General features: G+C 71.1%; 15 protein-coding genes and 1 tRNA gene. 3 read left to right on the top strand and 13 right to left on the bottom strand.

Features of this window, described 5'->3' with window-relative positions; genetic code table 11:
• Both B7W94_RS12890 and B7W94_RS12885 read left to right on the top strand, forming a co-directional pair.
• A complete protein-coding gene (locus tag B7W94_RS12890) occupies nt 1–699 on the top strand; it encodes an ion channel (protein ID WP_085606939.1) in 699 nt (232 codons plus the stop codon).
• Nucleotides 700–811: 112 nt separating this feature from the next.
• Complete coding sequence (locus tag B7W94_RS12885; RefSeq protein ID WP_139833329.1) at nt 812–1,351, top strand: hypothetical protein; 540 nt, start codon at nt 812–814, stop codon at nt 1,349–1,351.
• Nucleotides 1,352–1,403: 52 nt separating this feature from the next.
• Here B7W94_RS12885 and B7W94_RS12880 read toward each other — a convergent pair.
• From B7W94_RS12880 to B7W94_RS12840, 9 genes are all read right to left on the bottom strand, one after another.
• A tRNA-Gln gene (locus tag B7W94_RS12880) sits at nt 1,404–1,475 on the bottom strand.
• Nucleotides 1,476–1,575: 100 nt separating this feature from the next.
• Nucleotides 1,576–3,081: a glutamate--tRNA ligase gene (gene gltX, locus B7W94_RS12875; protein ID WP_085606935.1), complete on the bottom strand. Its 1,506-nt coding sequence runs from the start codon at nt 3,079–3,081 to the stop codon at nt 1,576–1,578.
• Nucleotides 3,082–3,110: 29 nt separating this feature from the next.
• Nucleotides 3,111–3,875, bottom strand: a complete 765-nt coding sequence (locus B7W94_RS12870) for a class I SAM-dependent methyltransferase (protein ID WP_085606933.1) — start codon at nt 3,873–3,875, stop codon at nt 3,111–3,113.
• Complete coding sequence (locus B7W94_RS12865; protein WP_085606931.1) at nt 3,872–5,131, bottom strand: MFS transporter; 1,260 nt, start codon at nt 5,129–5,131, stop codon at nt 3,872–3,874. Before B7W94_RS12865 ends, B7W94_RS12870 begins: the two co-directional genes overlap by 4 nt.
• Complete coding sequence (locus B7W94_RS12860) at nt 5,128–5,907, bottom strand: fumarylacetoacetate hydrolase family protein (RefSeq protein ID WP_085606929.1); 780 nt, start codon at nt 5,905–5,907, stop codon at nt 5,128–5,130. The genes B7W94_RS12865 and B7W94_RS12860 overlap by 4 nt, the downstream gene beginning before the upstream one ends.
• A gap of 115 nt (nt 5,908–6,022) precedes the next feature.
• Nucleotides 6,023–6,997 carry a hypothetical protein gene (locus B7W94_RS12855; protein WP_085606927.1) on the bottom strand — a complete coding sequence of 325 codons (975 nt, stop codon included), beginning with the start codon at nt 6,995–6,997 and terminating at the stop codon, nt 6,023–6,025.
• Between the two features lie 190 nt (nt 6,998–7,187).
• Entirely contained in the window at nt 7,188–8,288 is a 1,101-nt protein-coding gene (locus B7W94_RS12850) for a branched-chain amino acid aminotransferase (RefSeq protein WP_062634807.1), read from the bottom strand.
• A 62-nt stretch (nt 8,289–8,350) separates the two neighbouring features.
• Nucleotides 8,351–9,394 carry a 3-isopropylmalate dehydrogenase gene (locus B7W94_RS12845; RefSeq protein ID WP_025103286.1) on the bottom strand — a complete coding sequence of 348 codons (1,044 nt, stop codon included), beginning with the start codon at nt 9,392–9,394 and terminating at the stop codon, nt 8,351–8,353.
• A gap of 82 nt (nt 9,395–9,476) precedes the next feature.
• Nucleotides 9,477–11,012 carry an MFS transporter gene (locus B7W94_RS12840; RefSeq protein ID WP_085606925.1) on the bottom strand — a complete coding sequence of 512 codons (1,536 nt, stop codon included), beginning with the start codon at nt 11,010–11,012 and terminating at the stop codon, nt 9,477–9,479.
• A 96-nt stretch (nt 11,013–11,108) separates the two neighbouring features.
• Between B7W94_RS12840 and B7W94_RS12835 the strand changes: the two genes are divergently transcribed.
• Nucleotides 11,109–11,651: a TetR/AcrR family transcriptional regulator gene (locus tag B7W94_RS12835; RefSeq protein ID WP_085606923.1), complete on the top strand. Its 543-nt coding sequence runs from the start codon at nt 11,109–11,111 to the stop codon at nt 11,649–11,651.
• Nucleotides 11,652–11,724: 73 nt separating this feature from the next.
• On the opposite strand, the gene serA is transcribed toward B7W94_RS12835, so the two are convergent.
• The 4 genes from serA to B7W94_RS12815 form a co-directional block, all read right to left on the bottom strand.
• Nucleotides 11,725–13,329, bottom strand: coding sequence for a phosphoglycerate dehydrogenase (gene serA / locus B7W94_RS12830; protein ID WP_025103283.1), 1,605 nt, complete (start codon nt 13,327–13,329; stop codon nt 11,725–11,727).
• 131 nt (nt 13,330–13,460) lie between these two features.
• Nucleotides 13,461–13,796: a hypothetical protein gene (locus tag B7W94_RS12825; RefSeq protein ID WP_085606921.1), complete on the bottom strand. Its 336-nt coding sequence runs from the start codon at nt 13,794–13,796 to the stop codon at nt 13,461–13,463.
• Nucleotides 13,793–14,263: a hypothetical protein gene (locus B7W94_RS12820; RefSeq protein WP_025103281.1), complete on the bottom strand. Its 471-nt coding sequence runs from the start codon at nt 14,261–14,263 to the stop codon at nt 13,793–13,795. Before B7W94_RS12820 ends, B7W94_RS12825 begins: the two co-directional genes overlap by 4 nt.
• Before the next feature lie 26 nt (nt 14,264–14,289).
• Nucleotides 14,290–14,463, bottom strand: a 174-nt coding sequence (locus tag B7W94_RS12815) for a transposase (protein WP_139833328.1), incomplete at its 5' end; no start/stop codon positions are given.

The following is a 14,463-nucleotide window of genomic DNA, read 5'->3' as shown; positions in this document are numbered from 1 at the left end:
ATGGGCACGCGATCGACGTGGAGGCGTCTGCGCGGCTACCCGCTGGTCCTGGCCTCGATCGTCGTGTCGTACGGCTTCACGGCGGCGCAGGCGTCGGCGAGCCCGAGTCTCGTCGCGCTCGCCGCGCAACTGCTCACCGTCGCGGCGGCGCTGCACGCCGCCGGGGTGCGGCGGAGGACGGAAGCGGTGGGCGACGCCGCGCTCGGGATCGTCCTGCTCGTCACCATCGCCGCCTTCGCGATGGGACAGCCCGGCACCGTGCTCGCGGTCGGGCTGAGCGTCGCCGCGGCCGCCGCCTACCTGTTCGCCCTGGTCGTGATCATCGCCTCGGAGCTGCGGGGGCGGCGCATCGACGCCCGGACCCTCTGGGCGGCGGTCTGCGCCTACCTCCTGATCGGCATGTTCTTCACCTACGTCTTCAGCGCGATCGCGCTGACCGGCGGCCCGCTTTTCGGAGGACGCGAGCCGGACGCCATCACCGACGTGCTCTTCTTCTCGTTCACGACGATGACGACGACGGGCTACGGCAACGTCGTCCCGGTCGAGGCCGGCGCCCAGAGCGTGGCGATCTGCGAGGCCGTCGTCGGGCAGCTCTTCCTCGTCACCGTCGTCGCGCGCGTCGTGACGGGCTGGGAACGGCGCCCGCGGGTGCGGGAGGACGCCGTCGATGACGATCCCGGCCGCGCGGCGGAGACCTGAGTCGTCACACTCCCGGGGTGATGTGCCCCGACCGGTTCCCCGCTACGGTTCGACGCGTCGGCGTGCGCGCCGCACGGCCACGGCCGACGCCGCGAGGAGGGAGGTGACGACGATGAGCGACCCGGCTCCGCGACCCGCCCCCGCCAGCGCCGCCCTGCTGAACGCCAGCCGCACCCTGCGTCCCGGCTTCGGCACCGAGTCCGCCGTATACGGCACCATCCTGGTGAGCGGTCTGGTCGCGCTGTCCTCCTCCCATGGCGAGACGTCGGCGTCGGTGCTCTTCACGGTCATCGCGACGGTGCTGGTCTTCTGGGGTGCCCACGTGTACGCCGGCACGGTGGCCCGGCACGGTGAGGTCGACGGCCAGGTGATCGGCATCGGTGCGGCCCTCCGCCACTCCCTCGCCGATTCCCTGGGGATGCTCGGCGCCGCGGCCATACCGTGCCTCATCCTCACCGCCGGGACGACGCGGCTCATCCCCGACGACCTCGCCAACGATGCCGCCCTCTGGTCCGGCGTCGTGATCCTGGCGCTGCTCGGCTACATCGCCTTCCTCAGACGGGGCAGCGTCTGGTGGGTGCGCCTGCTCGGCGCTGCGGGCACCGCGGCGTTCGGCATGGTCTTCATCGTGCTGAAGGTCTTCGTGCACTGAGGGCCCGTGCCGGAAACGAAAAACCCCCGCCGGAGCGGGGGTTTTCGAAGTGCTGGGGTACCTGGACTCGAACCAAGAACAACTGAACCAGAATCAGCCGTGTTGCCAATTACACCATACCCCAAGGGCGAAACCGGAGCCTCGCACCGAGAGTCAAGCTTACCCGAGCGGCGACCGATCACCAAAACCACCGGTGTCGTGTCGCCGCTCGGGCGCGTCGCGGATCAGTCGGCGAGGAACGCCGAGAGCGCGCGCAGGCGGCGCAGCGACTCGTCCTTGCCCAGCAGCTCCATCGACTCGAACAGCGGCGGCGAGACGCGGCGGCCGGTGATGGCCACACGCGGCGGCCCGTAGGCCACGCGCGGCTTCAGCTCGAGGTTCTCCACGAGCGCCGTCGACAGCGCCTCCTGGATCCTTTCCGGGGTGAAGTCCGTGACCGGCTCCAGGGCGGTGACGCAGGCGTCCAGCACCTCGGCCGCGTTGGCCGGCAGCCCCTTGAGCGCATCCGCGTCGTACGACACCTCGTCGCGGAACAGGAAGCCGAGCATGCCCGGAACTTCGCCCAGCAGCTGCACGCGCTCCTGCACCAGCGGAGCCGCACGGAACGCCAGGACGAGCTGCTCGTGGGTCGGCTCGTCGAACAGGCCGGCCGCGGCGAGGTACGGCACCGTGCGCTCGGCGAAATCCTTCACGTCGAGCATGCGGATGTGGTCGCCGTTGATCGACTCGGCCTTCTTCTGATCGAAGCGGGCCGGGTTGGGGTTCACGTTCTCGATGTCGAACGCGGCGATGAACTCGTCGAGCGAGAAGACGTCGCGGTCCGGGCCGATCGACCAGCCCAGCAGCGCGAGGTAGTTCAGCAGGCCCTCGTGGATGAAGCCGCGCTCCCGGTGCAGGAACAGATCGGCCTGCGGGTCGCGCTTGGAGAGCTTCTTGTTGCCGGTCTCGCCCAGCACGAGCGGCATGTGGGCGAACCGCGGCACGAACGTCGTCACACCCGCGTCGATGAGAGCGGCGTAGAGCGAGAGCTGGCGCGCGGTGGACGGCATGAGGTCTTCGCCGCGGAGCACGTGGGTGATGCCCATCAGCGCGTCGTCGACGGGGTTCACGAAGGTGTACAGCGGCACACCGTTGGGGCGCACGACGACGAAGTCCGGGAAGGATCCGGCGGGGAAGGTGACCTCGCCGCGGATGAGGTCGACGTACGTGAGGTCTTCGTCCGGCACCCGCAGGCGGAGGGCGGGCTGCCGGCCCTCGGCGCGGAAGGCGGCCTTCTGCTCATCGGTGAGGTCACGGTCGAAGTTGTCGTAGCCGAGCTGCTTCGCGCGGCCGTTGGCCTCGTTGCGGGCGTCGATCTCCTCGGCTGTCGAGTAGCTCTCGTAGAGCGCGCCCGTCGCGAGGAGCTTGTCGATGACCTCGCGGTAGATGTCGTGCCGCTCGGACTGGCGGTACGGGGCGTGCGGTCCGCCGACCTCGACGCCCTCGTCCCAGTCGATCTTCAGCCACGTGAGCGCGTCGACGAGCTGGCGGAAGCTCTCCTCGCTGTCGCGGGCGGCGTCGGTGTCCTCGATGCGGAACACCATCTTGCCGCCGTTGTGACGGGCGTACGCCCAGTTGTACAGAGCCGTGCGGACCATGCCGACGTGCGGCAGCCCCGTCGGGGAGGGGCAGAAGCGGACGCGGACGTCGGCGCCGCTGGCGGTCGTGGTGAGGGGATGCGGAGTAGCCATAGCCCTTCGATTCTACGGGTGCGGGCCGGTCAGCCCCGGCGCGAGACCGCCACGGCCGCGCGGTGCTCCAGGGGCAGCACCGTTCCCACCCGATGCGCCGCGACGGTCTCCTCGAACCCCGCGCGGAACCGGGATCGCTCGGCGGAGGAGAGCCCGGCATACTGCGCCCCGGCGCCGGCCACACCGCCCTCGACCGAGACCCACAGGGCGTCCGGGTCGGCGCGCCAGGTCCAGGTGTGCTCGCTGACCGCCACCTCCGGGAGTCCGGCCTCGACGAGCATGGCCGCGAAGCCGTCCGCCGTGCGATCGAAGTCCTCCTCGGCCGGAAGCCTCTCCCCCGCAGACGGCGGCAGCCCCGCGCGTTCGACGACCTCTGTCCAGAACCACGACGGGGAACGGGTCCAAGTCGTCGCGGCGACCGCTTCCCGTGCGACCCGCCCCAGCTCCCGGGCGGCGGTCCGCGGGGAGGAGACGTGGTTCAGCACGAAGTTCGCCACGACGGCGTCGACGGAACGGTCGTCGAAGGGCAGCGTCGGCAGGCCGCCGTCGATGATGCGCAGCGTCGGGTGCCTCCGGTGGGCGACGGCGCGCATGGTCGGCTCGGGCTCGCAGGCCGTGACGTTCCACCCCAGACCGGCGAAGCGGGCCGCGAGGCCACCCTCCCCCGCCCCGACGTCGAGGAGGCTGCGACCCTCCGCTGGTCCGAGGGCGGAGGCGAGGACATCGACCGTGCCCGCGCACAGGGCGGCGTACGAGGCGGCATAGGCCTCCCCGACGCCGTCCCAGGCTTTCACCGCGCGCTGCTCCGGGCGAGCGGCGACAGCGCGACGATCGCGAGGACGAGTACGGAGGCCGCGATGCCGAGTCCGGCGTACTGGAAGTTCGACAGCACGACGCCGGCGAGGACGGACCCGGCGGCGGCCGACAGGCTCATCAGCGAGTCGCTGCGTCCCTGCCGCCGCGTGCGGACGTCGGGGGCCGAGGCCTCGGTGAGCAGGGCGGCGCCGGCGACCGTGGCGGCGCTCCACCCGAGGCCGAGGAGGATGAGCGCCACCATGACGCCCCACGCCTCGGTTCCCGCGAAGACGGCGAAGGCCAGGGCACCGCCGAGCAGAGCCTGCCCGAGCAGCACCACGCGCAGCCGCCCCCAGCGGTCGGCCAGCACGCCGAACACCGGCGAGAGCGCGTACATGCCGCCGACGTGCAGCGCGATGGTGATCCCGACGAGCGCCGAGACGTCGGCCGGGGTCGCCGCCGCACCGTGGGCGCCGTGCGCCATGTGGGACAGATGCACGGGGGTCATCGCCATGACCGACGCCATCACCACGTGCGAGCCCGCAATCGCGAAGATCGCGTAGCGGGCCACGCGCGGGCGGTCCGCCACGGCGGCGCTCGTCGCGGCGGCCGCCGCCTGCGCGAGTCGCTGCGCGGCGAGCAGCGGATCCGGGCGGAGGGCGACGAGGTAGAGCGCGAGCGCCGCGCACTGCGCGACGAACGAGAAGACGTACGAGCCGGTCTGCGGCGGCATGCCGATCGCCTGACCGACGATCTCCCCCGGACCGAGCAGCAGCGGGCCCGCCACGCCGCCGATCGTCGTGGACCACACGACGATCGAGAGGTCGCGCCCGCGATGCTGCGGCGCCGCGAGGTCCGTCGCCGCGAACCGGGACTGCAGGTTGCCCGCGTTCCCCGCACCGATCAGCAGGATGCCGACGAGCAGGAGCGGGAAGACGCGCACGGATGCCGCGAGGATCACCACGGCGATGCCGACGAGGGCGAAGAGGTTGCCGAGGGTGAGGGCGCGACGCCGTCCGAGGCGCGCGGCCATCCGGGCCAGCGGGATCGCGCAGACCGCGGCTCCGAGGGTCACCGACGCCGTCGCTAGTCCGGAGAGCGCGTCGCTGCCGGAGATGTCCGCGGCGAGCAGCGCACCGAGGGACACGGTGGCTCCGAACGCGATGCCGCCGAGCACCTGCCCCAGCGACAGCACGAGCACGGTGCGGCGCTGGACCGCCTGCTGCTGCGTCGCCGTGAGGGCGACCTCGATCATGACGCGGGAGCGGCGTCGCGCGCGGTATTGCGGAGGATGCCGAGTCCGGAGATCTCGACCTCGACCGTGTCACCCGCCTCGAAGGTGCCCACGCCGGCGGGGGTCCCCGTCATGATGACGTCGCCCGGAAGGAGCGTGAACACCGCGGAGGCGTACTCGATGATCGCGGCGACCGAGTGGATCATGTCGGTGAGCGGCGCATGCTGGCGGACCTCGCCGTTCACCCGCGTCTCGATCGTGGCCTGCGCGGGGTCGAAGTCCGTCTCGATCGCGGGGCCGAGTGGGCAGAACGTGTCGAAGCCCTTCGCCCGCGACCACTGTCCGTCCTTGCGCTGCAGGTCGCGCGCCGTGACGTCGTTGCCGATCGTGTAGCCGAGCACGTGGTCGAGGGCGTTCTCCGCCTTCACGTTCTTGGCGATCCGCCCGATCACGACCACGAGCTCACCCTCGTACTCCGTCCGCTCGGACAGCGCGACAGGACGCACGATCGCGTCGTCCGGGCCGATCACGGCGGTGTTCGGCTTGAGGAACAGCAACGGCTCCTCGGGGGCCACTCCGCCCATCTCGACCGCGTGGTCGTGGTAGTTCTTCCCGACGCACACGACCTTGGAGCGCGGGATCACGGGCGCGAGCAGCGTGGCCTCGGTCAGCGGGATACGCGCGCCCGTGGTCTCGTACCCGGAGAACATCGGGTCCCCGGCGAGGACCACGAGCTCGCGGTCGTCGATGATCCCGTACATGATGGCGTCGTCGTGGCGGAACCGAGCGATCTTCATCCCTCCACCCTAGATCCCCTGCTCCCCCGTCGAGACCCCGCTCTCTCGTCGAGACCCCGGCTCACGTGCGGAGGCGGGGTGGGGTCTCGACGCGACCCCGGGGGCTCGACAGACCTCAGCCGGGCGGGCGGATGCCGAACGCGGCGAGCCGGCGCCCGAGATCCTCGGGGGTGCGGATGTGCGAGGAGCCCCAGCGCACCACGCGCCACCCCGTGACCCCACGGATCTCGTCCTCGCGGTGCTTCTCCGCCATCACCGCATCGGCCGCCGTCGTCCGCAGCTCCGCGTCCCGGTACTTGTCCTCCCCGTCGAACTCCCCGAAGGCCTGCGACCGCGGGAACCCGAAGTCGGCGAAGTACCGCGCGCCGTCGGGGCCGACGACGGGGATCTGCAGATCGATGTCCCGGAAGCCGAGTCGGTGGAGCTGCAGGCGGCTCACGCTCTCGCCCGGAAGCTGCGCCCGTCCGTCGGCGAAGGCTCCGATCCACCGCGCGCGACGCACGCCCCGGAGCCCCGCCACGCACAGCCGGTCGACCTCGGCCCGCCAGGCGTCGACCTCACCGTGGTCAACCTCGTGTCCGTCGATCGAGACCATCCGCAGAGCCGCGTCCCCGGCCGCGACGACGGCCTCCGGACGCAGCAGCCGGGCGAGGTCGACCACGGTACGGATCAACGAGGTGCACCGGAGCCCGTGCCGCCGGACGATGTCGCCCTCGTCGAGCGCCATCTGGTGTCGGACGACCCCGGCCTCGGTCCTGCTGTGCCGACGGCTACGGATCGCGGTGTGCACGTCGTCCCGGATCGGCCCCACGAGCGGCAGCCCCCAGAGCGCCGCCGCGGAGAGATGCGAGAACACCGGACCTCCGCCGAGGCTGGCCCGACGGACGGCGCACACCCGCACGAGCTGCCTTCCCTCGGGCCACAGCTGGTCCCAGACCTCCCCGTCGACATACGCCCCGCGGTGCACGCGCCGCAGCCTGCCGTGTGCGACCGCCTCCCCCAGCTCCCGTTCCGTGACCCCCGTGTCGAGGACGTCCTCCCGCGATCGCACAAGATCCCAGGCTTCGGAGAACGAGAGGCGCCGCGACATCCCCTCACTCTCCCCCGCCTACTCCCCTCACCTCTCCTTCTCCACACCCCCCACCTCTCTTCCCCCACTCCCCCCGCATTGTGCAGGAACAGTCCCAGCGCGCGAGCCCCCGGGTACACGCCGAGACCCCGCCTTCCACGCGGCGACACGGCGGGGTGTCGGCGGGAAGACGGGGTCTCGGGGAATCGGATCAGGCGTCGAGGCGGAGCAGCCAGCCGTGCTTGTCCTCGCGGCGCCCGTACTGGATGTCGGTGAGCTCTTCGCGGAGGGACAGCGCCAGCTCGCCCAGCGGCTGCGGCTCGTCGAAGCCCTCGCCCACGAGCGCTCCGATCGGGGTCACGACCGCGGCCGTGCCACACGCGAACACCTCGACGATGTCACCGGAGGCCACGCCCTCACGCCACTCGTCGATCGAGATCGGACGCTTCTCGACCGTGTAGCCGCGGTCCTCGGCGAGCTGCAGCAGCGAGTCGCGCGTGATGCCCTCGAGGATGCTGTCCGACTCCGGCGTGACGACACGACCGTCCTTGAACACGAACACGACGTTCATGCCGCCGAGCTCCTCGACATCGCGGTTCTCGTTGAGGAACACGACCTGGTCGCAGCCCTTCGCACTGGCCTCGGCCTGCGGCAGGAGGCTGGAGGCGTAGTTGCCGCCCGTCTTCGCCTTGCCGGTGCCACCGCGACCCGCGCGGGCGTAGTCCTCGGAGAGCCAGATCCGCACGGGCTTCACGCCTCCCGTGAAGTACGCACCGGCGGGGCTCGCGATCACGTAGTAGGCGACCTTCTGCGCCGCGCGCACGCCGAGGAAGGCCTCCTTGGCGAACATGAACGGCCGCAGGTACAGGCTCTGGTCGGCGCCGGAGGGCACCCAGCGGCCGTCGACGGCGATGAGCTCGCGCAGCGACTGGATGAAGTACTCCGTCGGCAGCTCCGGCAGCGCCAGGCGGCGGGCGCTCGCCTGCAGGCGCGCGGCGTTGCGGTCGGGACGGAAGGTGTGGATCGAACCGTCCGCGTGCCGGTAGGCCTTGATGCCTTCGAAGATCTCCTGCGCGTAGTGCAGCACGGACGCCGCGGGGTCGAGCGGGATCGGGCCGTAGGGCTGCACGCGCGGACGGTGCCAGCCGCCCTTGGCCGACCAGCAGATGTCGACCATGTGGTCCGTGAAGACGACCCCGAAACCGGGGTTCTCCAGCACTTCGGCGACGCGTGCCGGCGAGGCCGCGTTCAGGTTCTTCGTCACGGCGAACTCCAGGGGAGCCACGCTCGTCTCGGCGTCGATCGTCGTCATGTCGTCATCCAATCCTCGTGGGGTGGGCGCATCCTCGCGCCCTGTCAGCCTACGCCCGCCGTTCAGAGACGGGCAGTGATCGCGGAGCCGATCTCCGCGGTGGTGCGGGCACCGCTGCGGGCGGCGATGTCCGCCTCGACCGCGGCGCTCACACGCGCCGACTCGGCCGTCAGGCCGAGGTGGTCGAGCAGCAGCGCGATGGAGAGGATCGCGGCGGTCGGGTCGGCCTTCTGCTGACCCGCGATGTCCGGAGCCGAGCCGTGCACGGGCTCGAACATCGACGGGAAGGCGCCATCGGGGTTGATGTTCCCCGAGGCGGCGAGGCCGATGCCGCCCGTGACGGCGCCGGCGAGGTCGGTGAGGATGTCACCGAAGAGATTGTCCGTCACGATCACGTCGAAACGCGACGGATCGGTGACGAGGAAGATCGTGGCGGCGTCGACGTGCAGGTAGTCGACGGCGACGTCGGGGTGCTCGGTGGCGACCTCGTTCACGATGCGCTGCCAGATCGCACCGGCGTGCACGAGCACGTTGGTCTTGTGCACGAGGGTGAGCTTCTGACGGCGGCGCTCGGCAAGCGCGAAGGCGTAGCGGACGACCCGCTCGACGCCGAACGCCGTGTTCACGGAGGTCTCGTTCGCGACCTCCTGCGGCGTCCCCTTCCGGATCGCTCCGCCGTTGCCGACGTAGGGCCCCTCCGTCCCTTCACGGACCACGACGAAGTCGACCTCGCCCGGGTCGGACAGCGGACCGGGCGCTCCGGCGAAGAGCTTCGAGGGGCGCAGATTCACGTAGTGGTCGAGGGTGAACCGGAGCTTCAGCAGGAGTCCGCGCTCGATGTTCGCGTCCTTCAGGCGCGGGTCCCCCGGCGTGCCGCCGACCGCGCCGAGGAGGATCGCGTCGTGGGCGGAGATCGCGGCGAGGTCCTCGTCGGTGAGCGTGTCGCCGGTCTCGAGGTACCGGCCGGCACCGAGCGAGAAGCGGGTCTTGTCGAACGTCACGGCGCTGTCGGCGGTGACGGCGTCGAGCACCTTCTCCGCCTCGGCGATGACCTCGGGACCGATGCCGTCACCCGGGATGACGGCCAGCTTCACGACACGCGACATGAGACTCCTTGCGCACTGCACGGGGGTGGACCGGCCGCGGCGCGACCGCGGGTCGAACGGGCCGGTCCCCCCAGCGTAGTGGTCAGTGCGTGGGTGCCTTGCGCAGTGTGACGGCCGCGATGACCGCCGCGACGACGACGAGGCCCGCCCCGATGAGCGACGTGACCGTGACTCCCGAGCCGAACGCATCGGCCGCCGCCTGCCACAGGGCGTCGCCGAGCGCGGCCGGGAGCTCGTGGGCGGCGGTGTACGCGCCGGCCAGCGTCTCCTGCGCAGCGCGGGCCACCTCGGCCGGAAGCCCCTCGGGCAGCACCAGCGCGCCGCGGTAGAACGCGGTGATGATGCCGCCGAGGATGGCGGTACCCAGCACGGCGCCGAGCTCGTACGCCGTCTCGGACACCGCGCTCGCGGCACCCGCCTTCGCCGCGGGGGCGCTGGAGAGGATGAGCTCGTTCGAGATGGTCTCGGCCGCACCGATGCCGATGCCGAGGACGACGAAGGCGAGGATGAGCGGTGCCACGCCGTGCTCGTGCGTCGTGAAGGCGACGATGAGGTACCCCGCGACGGAGAACACCAGTGCCGCCGGGATGAGGACGTGCGGCGGCACCCGCCGCGAGATCGGCACCACCGTGAGTCCGGCGACGATCATGGCCGCCATCCCGGGCACGAGAGCGAGGCCCGCGACCATCGGCGAGAGCCCCAGCACGAGCTGCAGGTGCTGCGAGACGAAGTAGAGGAACCCGACGAGGGCCACGACGCTGAGCAGGTTCACCAGGATCGCGCCCGAGAACGACCCACGGCGGAACAGCGCCATGTCGAGCATCGGGGTGTCGGCGCGGAGCTGACGGCGCACGAACAGCGTCCCCATCACGAGACCGAGCAGAGCCCATCCCCCGGCGTACAGCGACGGACCGTCGACCGCGAACGACTTGATCGCGTAGACGACCGGGATCATCGCGGCCATCGAGAGGGCGATGCTGAGCGGGTCGATACGGCCGGGGTTCGGGTCACGGCTCTCCGGCACGAGCAGCGGTGCGGCGATGAGCAACGGGATGAGGACGGGGACGGCGATGAGGAACACCGAGCCCCACGCGAAGTGCTCGAGGAGGAAGCCCCCGACGATCGGGCCGAGCGCGGATCCAGCGGAGAACGCGGACGCCCAGACCGCGATGGCCATGCGGCGCTGGTCGCGGTTCTGGAAGATCGATCGCAGCAGCGACAGCGTCGACGGCATCAGCATGGCGCCGAAGAAGCCGAGCAGGGCACGGGCGGCGATCAGTAGGCCCGCGGTCGGCGCGAAGGCGGCCAGCGCGGAGACCACGGCGAATCCGGTGGCGCCGATGAGGAGCAGGCGGCGACGCCCGAAGCGGTCCCCGAGCGTTCCCATGGTCACCAGGAGTCCGGCGAGCACGAGCGGATAGACGTCGATGATCCAGAGCTGCTCGGCCCCGCTCGGCGCGAGCGAGATCGAGATCTCGGGCAGCGCGAAGCTCAGCACCGTGTTGTCCACCGACACCAGCAGCACCGGGAGCATGAGGACGACGAGCGCCGCCCACCCCCGAGCCCCGACGCGGGGAGCTTCCGTCTCTGTCGTCGGGATCGACGCAGTACGGGTCATGGAACACCTTTCCTTCCTGCGGACGACTCGTTACTAAACCGTCCGGCTGGTATAGTAACAGATGCTGCCCTCCCGTTTCCGCTCAGAGGATGACCGATGCCCCGCCCTCCCCTCGCCCGCGAGAAGGTCCTCGACGCCTTCGAGGCGATCCTCATCGACGACGGCGAACGCGCCGCGACGCTCGAGGCCACGGCGAAGGCCGCGGGCGTGTCGAAGGGCGGCCTGCTCTACCACTTCCGCTCCAAGGACGACCTCGAGGCCGGGCTCCTGGAGCGCCTGGACCACCTGACCACGCTCGACCTGGAGCGCATGCGCGCCGCCGAGGAGGGCCCCGTCGCGTACTACGTCCGGACCTCGGTGATGGAGGACGACGCCCTCGATCGGGCGCTGATCGCCACGACCCGGCTGGCCCAGGGCGGTTCGAGCGCCGCGTCCGACATGCTCCGGGATACCCGGCGCCGCTGGGCGGAGACGATCCGCCCGCACGTCCGCGACACCGCCAGCCTCGACCTCGTGATGCTCGTGAGCGACGGCCTCTACTTCAACAACTCGCTCGACGTGCACGGCCCGGAGCGCCTGGTCCCGCGGAGCGACGAGCTCGCCGATCTCATCGCGCTCGTGCTGCGGGCCACCGCCTGACGCCGGAAAAGGCTGCAGATACGGAGAAGGGCGGGAGCATCGCGCTCCCGCCCTTCTCCCCCGCTCTGCGGTGTCAGACCTCGGTGATCTCGATCTGGCGGAAGAGGTCGGCGTCGATGGCGCCGCGCACGTCGTCCAGCAACTCCTCGGAGACGGGCGAGTCGAGCGTCAGCACGCTGAGCGCCTGGTCCCCCGCTGCGAGCCGCGAGATCTGCATGCCGGCGATGTTGATCCCGGCCTCGCCGAACTTCTGCCCGTAGACGGCCACGATGCCGGGGCGGTCGGTGTAGAGCATCACGACGTGGTGCTTCTCGATCGGCAGCTCCAGGGCGTGGTCGTTGATGCCGACGAGCTTCTCGGCCTGCTTCGGTCCGGTCAGCGTGCCCGACACCGAGAGCTGCGATCCGTCGGACAGCGCCCCCGTGAGGGTGATGACGTTCCGGTACTCCTCGCTCACGTCGTCCTTGAGCAGGCGCACCGTGATGCCGCGCTGCTCCGCCAGGAGCGGCGCGTTCACGTACGACACGGTCTCGCTCACGATGTTCGTGAAGACACCCTTGAGGGCGGCGAGCTTGAGCACGCTCACGTCGTAGTCGTTGAGCTCGCCGTGCACCTCGACGTCGAGGCTCGTGAGCGGCGACGTGGCCAGCGCGGCGAAGATCTGGCCGAGCTTCTCCACGAGCGAGATGCCGGGACGCACGTACGGGTCGATGACGCCGCCCGCGACGTTGACCGCGTCCGGGACGAGGTCGCCGCCGAGCGCGAGCCGCACCGAGCGCGCGACCGAGACGCCGGCCTTCTCCTGCGCCTCTTCCGTGCTCGCACCGAGGTGCGGGGTCACGACGACGTTCGGGAGGTCGAGCAGAGCGCGGGCGCTGCCACCCTCGGCCGGGGGCTCGGAGGTGAAGACGTCCAGGCCGGCGCCGGCGATCTCGCCGGCGACGAGCGCCTCGTGCAGCGCCTCCTCGTCGATGAGCCCGCCGCGGGCGACGTTGACGACGAAGGCGGTCGGCTTCATGGCGGCGAACTGCTCGGCGCCGATCATGCCCGTCGTCTCCGGGGTCTTCGGCATGTGGATCGTGAGGAAGTCGGCCTCGGCGACGAGCTCGTCGAGCGAGAGGAGCTGCACGCCGAGCTGCTGGGCGCGCGCCGAGGTGACGTAGGGGTCGTACGCGACCACGCGCATGTCGAAGGCGGCGAGGCGAGCGGCGACGAGAGCGCCGATCCGGCCGAGTCCGACGATGCCGACGGTCTTCTCGAAGAGCTCGGCGCCGGTGAAGGAGCTGCGCTTCCACTGCCCGGCGGACAGCGAGGCGTGCGCGGCCGGGATCCGGCGGGCCAGGCTGAGGATGTGGCCGACCGTCAGCTCGGCGGCGGAGACGATGTTCGACGTCGGTGCGTTGACGACCATGACGCCGGCCGCAGTCGCGGCCTTGATGTCGACGTTGTCGAGGCCGACACCGGCCCGCGCGACGACCTTGAGCTTCGGCGCGTGCGACAGCGCCTCCTCATCGATGCGGGTAGCGGAGCGGATGAGCACCGCGTCCGACTCCGCGAGGGCGGCGAAGAGCGCCTCGCGATCGGTGCCATCGACGTGGCGGACGTCGAAGTCGGGGCCGAGCGCCTCGATCGTGGCGGGAGAGAGTACTTCGGCGATGAGCACGACAGGCTTCGGCACAGTGGATCCTTCGGGGCAGCGCGACAGGCGGGAGGGGCCGATGCGCCGCACACCGTCGGGGGCGCGATCGCGACAACTCTACCGGAGCGCCGGGACCGCTCCGTGCCGTGTGACGGCGTGACGGATCCTGCTCAGGCGCTGGGCAGCGTCAGACTCAGCGCGAGCAGGCTCATCCAGAACACCGCGACGATCCCGAGTCCGGCGAGGAACGTCAGAGCGAGCTCGCCCACCCGCCGCCGCCGACCGATCGCGAAGGCGAACCCGAACACGAGGACGGGGAACACCACGCCGAACAGGAGCGTCGCCCATCCGGTGCCGGTGAGGCCGGTCTGGGCCATGGTGATGAGGTGGGCGACCGCGTTCCACACCGCGTAGGCGTAGAAGAGCCCGGCGAGGGCGACGACGGTCCATACGAGCCAGCGCGGCGAGCCGGTCGCCACCGCGGACGGGGACTTCGGAGCGGTCATGAGCCGATCACCCCCACGGTCACGAACGGCCACGGCACGAGCAGCACGACGCCCGCCAGGAGCACGGCGGCGCGGATCCAGGAGGCCCGGCCCCGCGTCAGCACCCATGTCGCGAGGAACCACAGCGCGGGGGCGGCGATCGCCAGCACGAACCAGGGCAGGAACATGAAATCCGCGACGAGGAACGAGGCGAGCGGCTGCAGCCGGAGACCGCCCGCGATCCAGCCGAGGGTGTAGAGCAGGTAGACGCCGCCGACGACGCCGACGAGTACCAGCATCGCGTTGCTGAGCCCGGAGGGCGCCGCGGTCGTCTCGTCCCCCGACGCCGGTGCGGACGCCGCGGGCGTGACGGCCTCGGCCGGGGTCGGTTCCGGAGCCGGCGTGGTGCGCCGTGCGGCGTCCCGGGGGCGTCGCTCCGCGCTGTCGTCGCCCTCCCAGCTCAGGGCGTCGTCCGAATCGGATGTCATCTCTCCAGCGTAGGACACCGCGGCCACTAGGGCGTGTCTCTTAAAGCCTTGAGCCAGATGGTGATGGCGCGTAGGACGACGCCGCCGCGATAGGTCAGGGCGAGTTTGTCGTAGCGGGTGGCCAAGGCGCGCCATTGCTTGAAGATGTTGAATCCGCGCTCGACGACGTTGCGGCGCTTGTAGGCCTCGGTGTCGTAGGT

Origin of the sequence: Microbacterium sp. LEMMJ01 (assembly GCF_002114135.1) — a bacterium.
GTDB lineage: Bacteria > Actinomycetota > Actinomycetes > Actinomycetales > Microbacteriaceae > Microbacterium.
This window is presented reverse-complemented; position numbering and strand designations above follow the sequence as displayed.

Bases quoted from the DNA above. Each gene is read 5' to 3' on its own strand.
- B7W94_RS12890 (WP_085606939.1), top strand. From the start codon at position 1: ATGGGCACGCGATCGACGTGGAGGCGTCTGCGCGGCTACCCGCTGGTC.
- B7W94_RS12885 (WP_139833329.1), top strand. From the start codon at position 812: ATGAGCGACCCGGCTCCGCGACCCGCCCCCGCCAGCGCCGCCCTGCTG.
- gltX (WP_085606935.1), bottom strand. From the start codon at position 3,081: ATGGCTACTCCGCATCCCCTCACCACGACCGCCAGCGGCGCCGACGTC.
- B7W94_RS12865 (WP_085606931.1), bottom strand. From the start codon at position 5,131: ATGATCGAGGTCGCCCTCACGGCGACGCAGCAGCAGGCGGTCCAGCGC.
- B7W94_RS12860 (WP_085606929.1), bottom strand. From the start codon at position 5,907: ATGAAGATCGCTCGGTTCCGCCACGACGACGCCATCATGTACGGGATC.
- B7W94_RS12855 (WP_085606927.1), bottom strand. From the start codon at position 6,997: ATGTCGCGGCGCCTCTCGTTCTCCGAAGCCTGGGATCTTGTGCGATCG.
- B7W94_RS12850 (WP_062634807.1), bottom strand. From the start codon at position 8,288: ATGACGACGATCGACGCCGAGACGAGCGTGGCTCCCCTGGAGTTCGCC.
- B7W94_RS12845 (WP_025103286.1), bottom strand. From the start codon at position 9,394: ATGTCGCGTGTCGTGAAGCTGGCCGTCATCCCGGGTGACGGCATCGGT.
- B7W94_RS12840 (WP_085606925.1), bottom strand. From the start codon at position 11,012: ATGACCCGTACTGCGTCGATCCCGACGACAGAGACGGAAGCTCCCCGC.
- B7W94_RS12835 (WP_085606923.1), top strand. From the start codon at position 11,109: ATGCCCCGCCCTCCCCTCGCCCGCGAGAAGGTCCTCGACGCCTTCGAG.
- B7W94_RS12825 (WP_085606921.1), bottom strand. From the start codon at position 13,796: ATGACCGCTCCGAAGTCCCCGTCCGCGGTGGCGACCGGCTCGCCGCGC.
- B7W94_RS12820 (WP_025103281.1), bottom strand. From the start codon at position 14,263: ATGACATCCGATTCGGACGACGCCCTGAGCTGGGAGGGCGACGACAGC.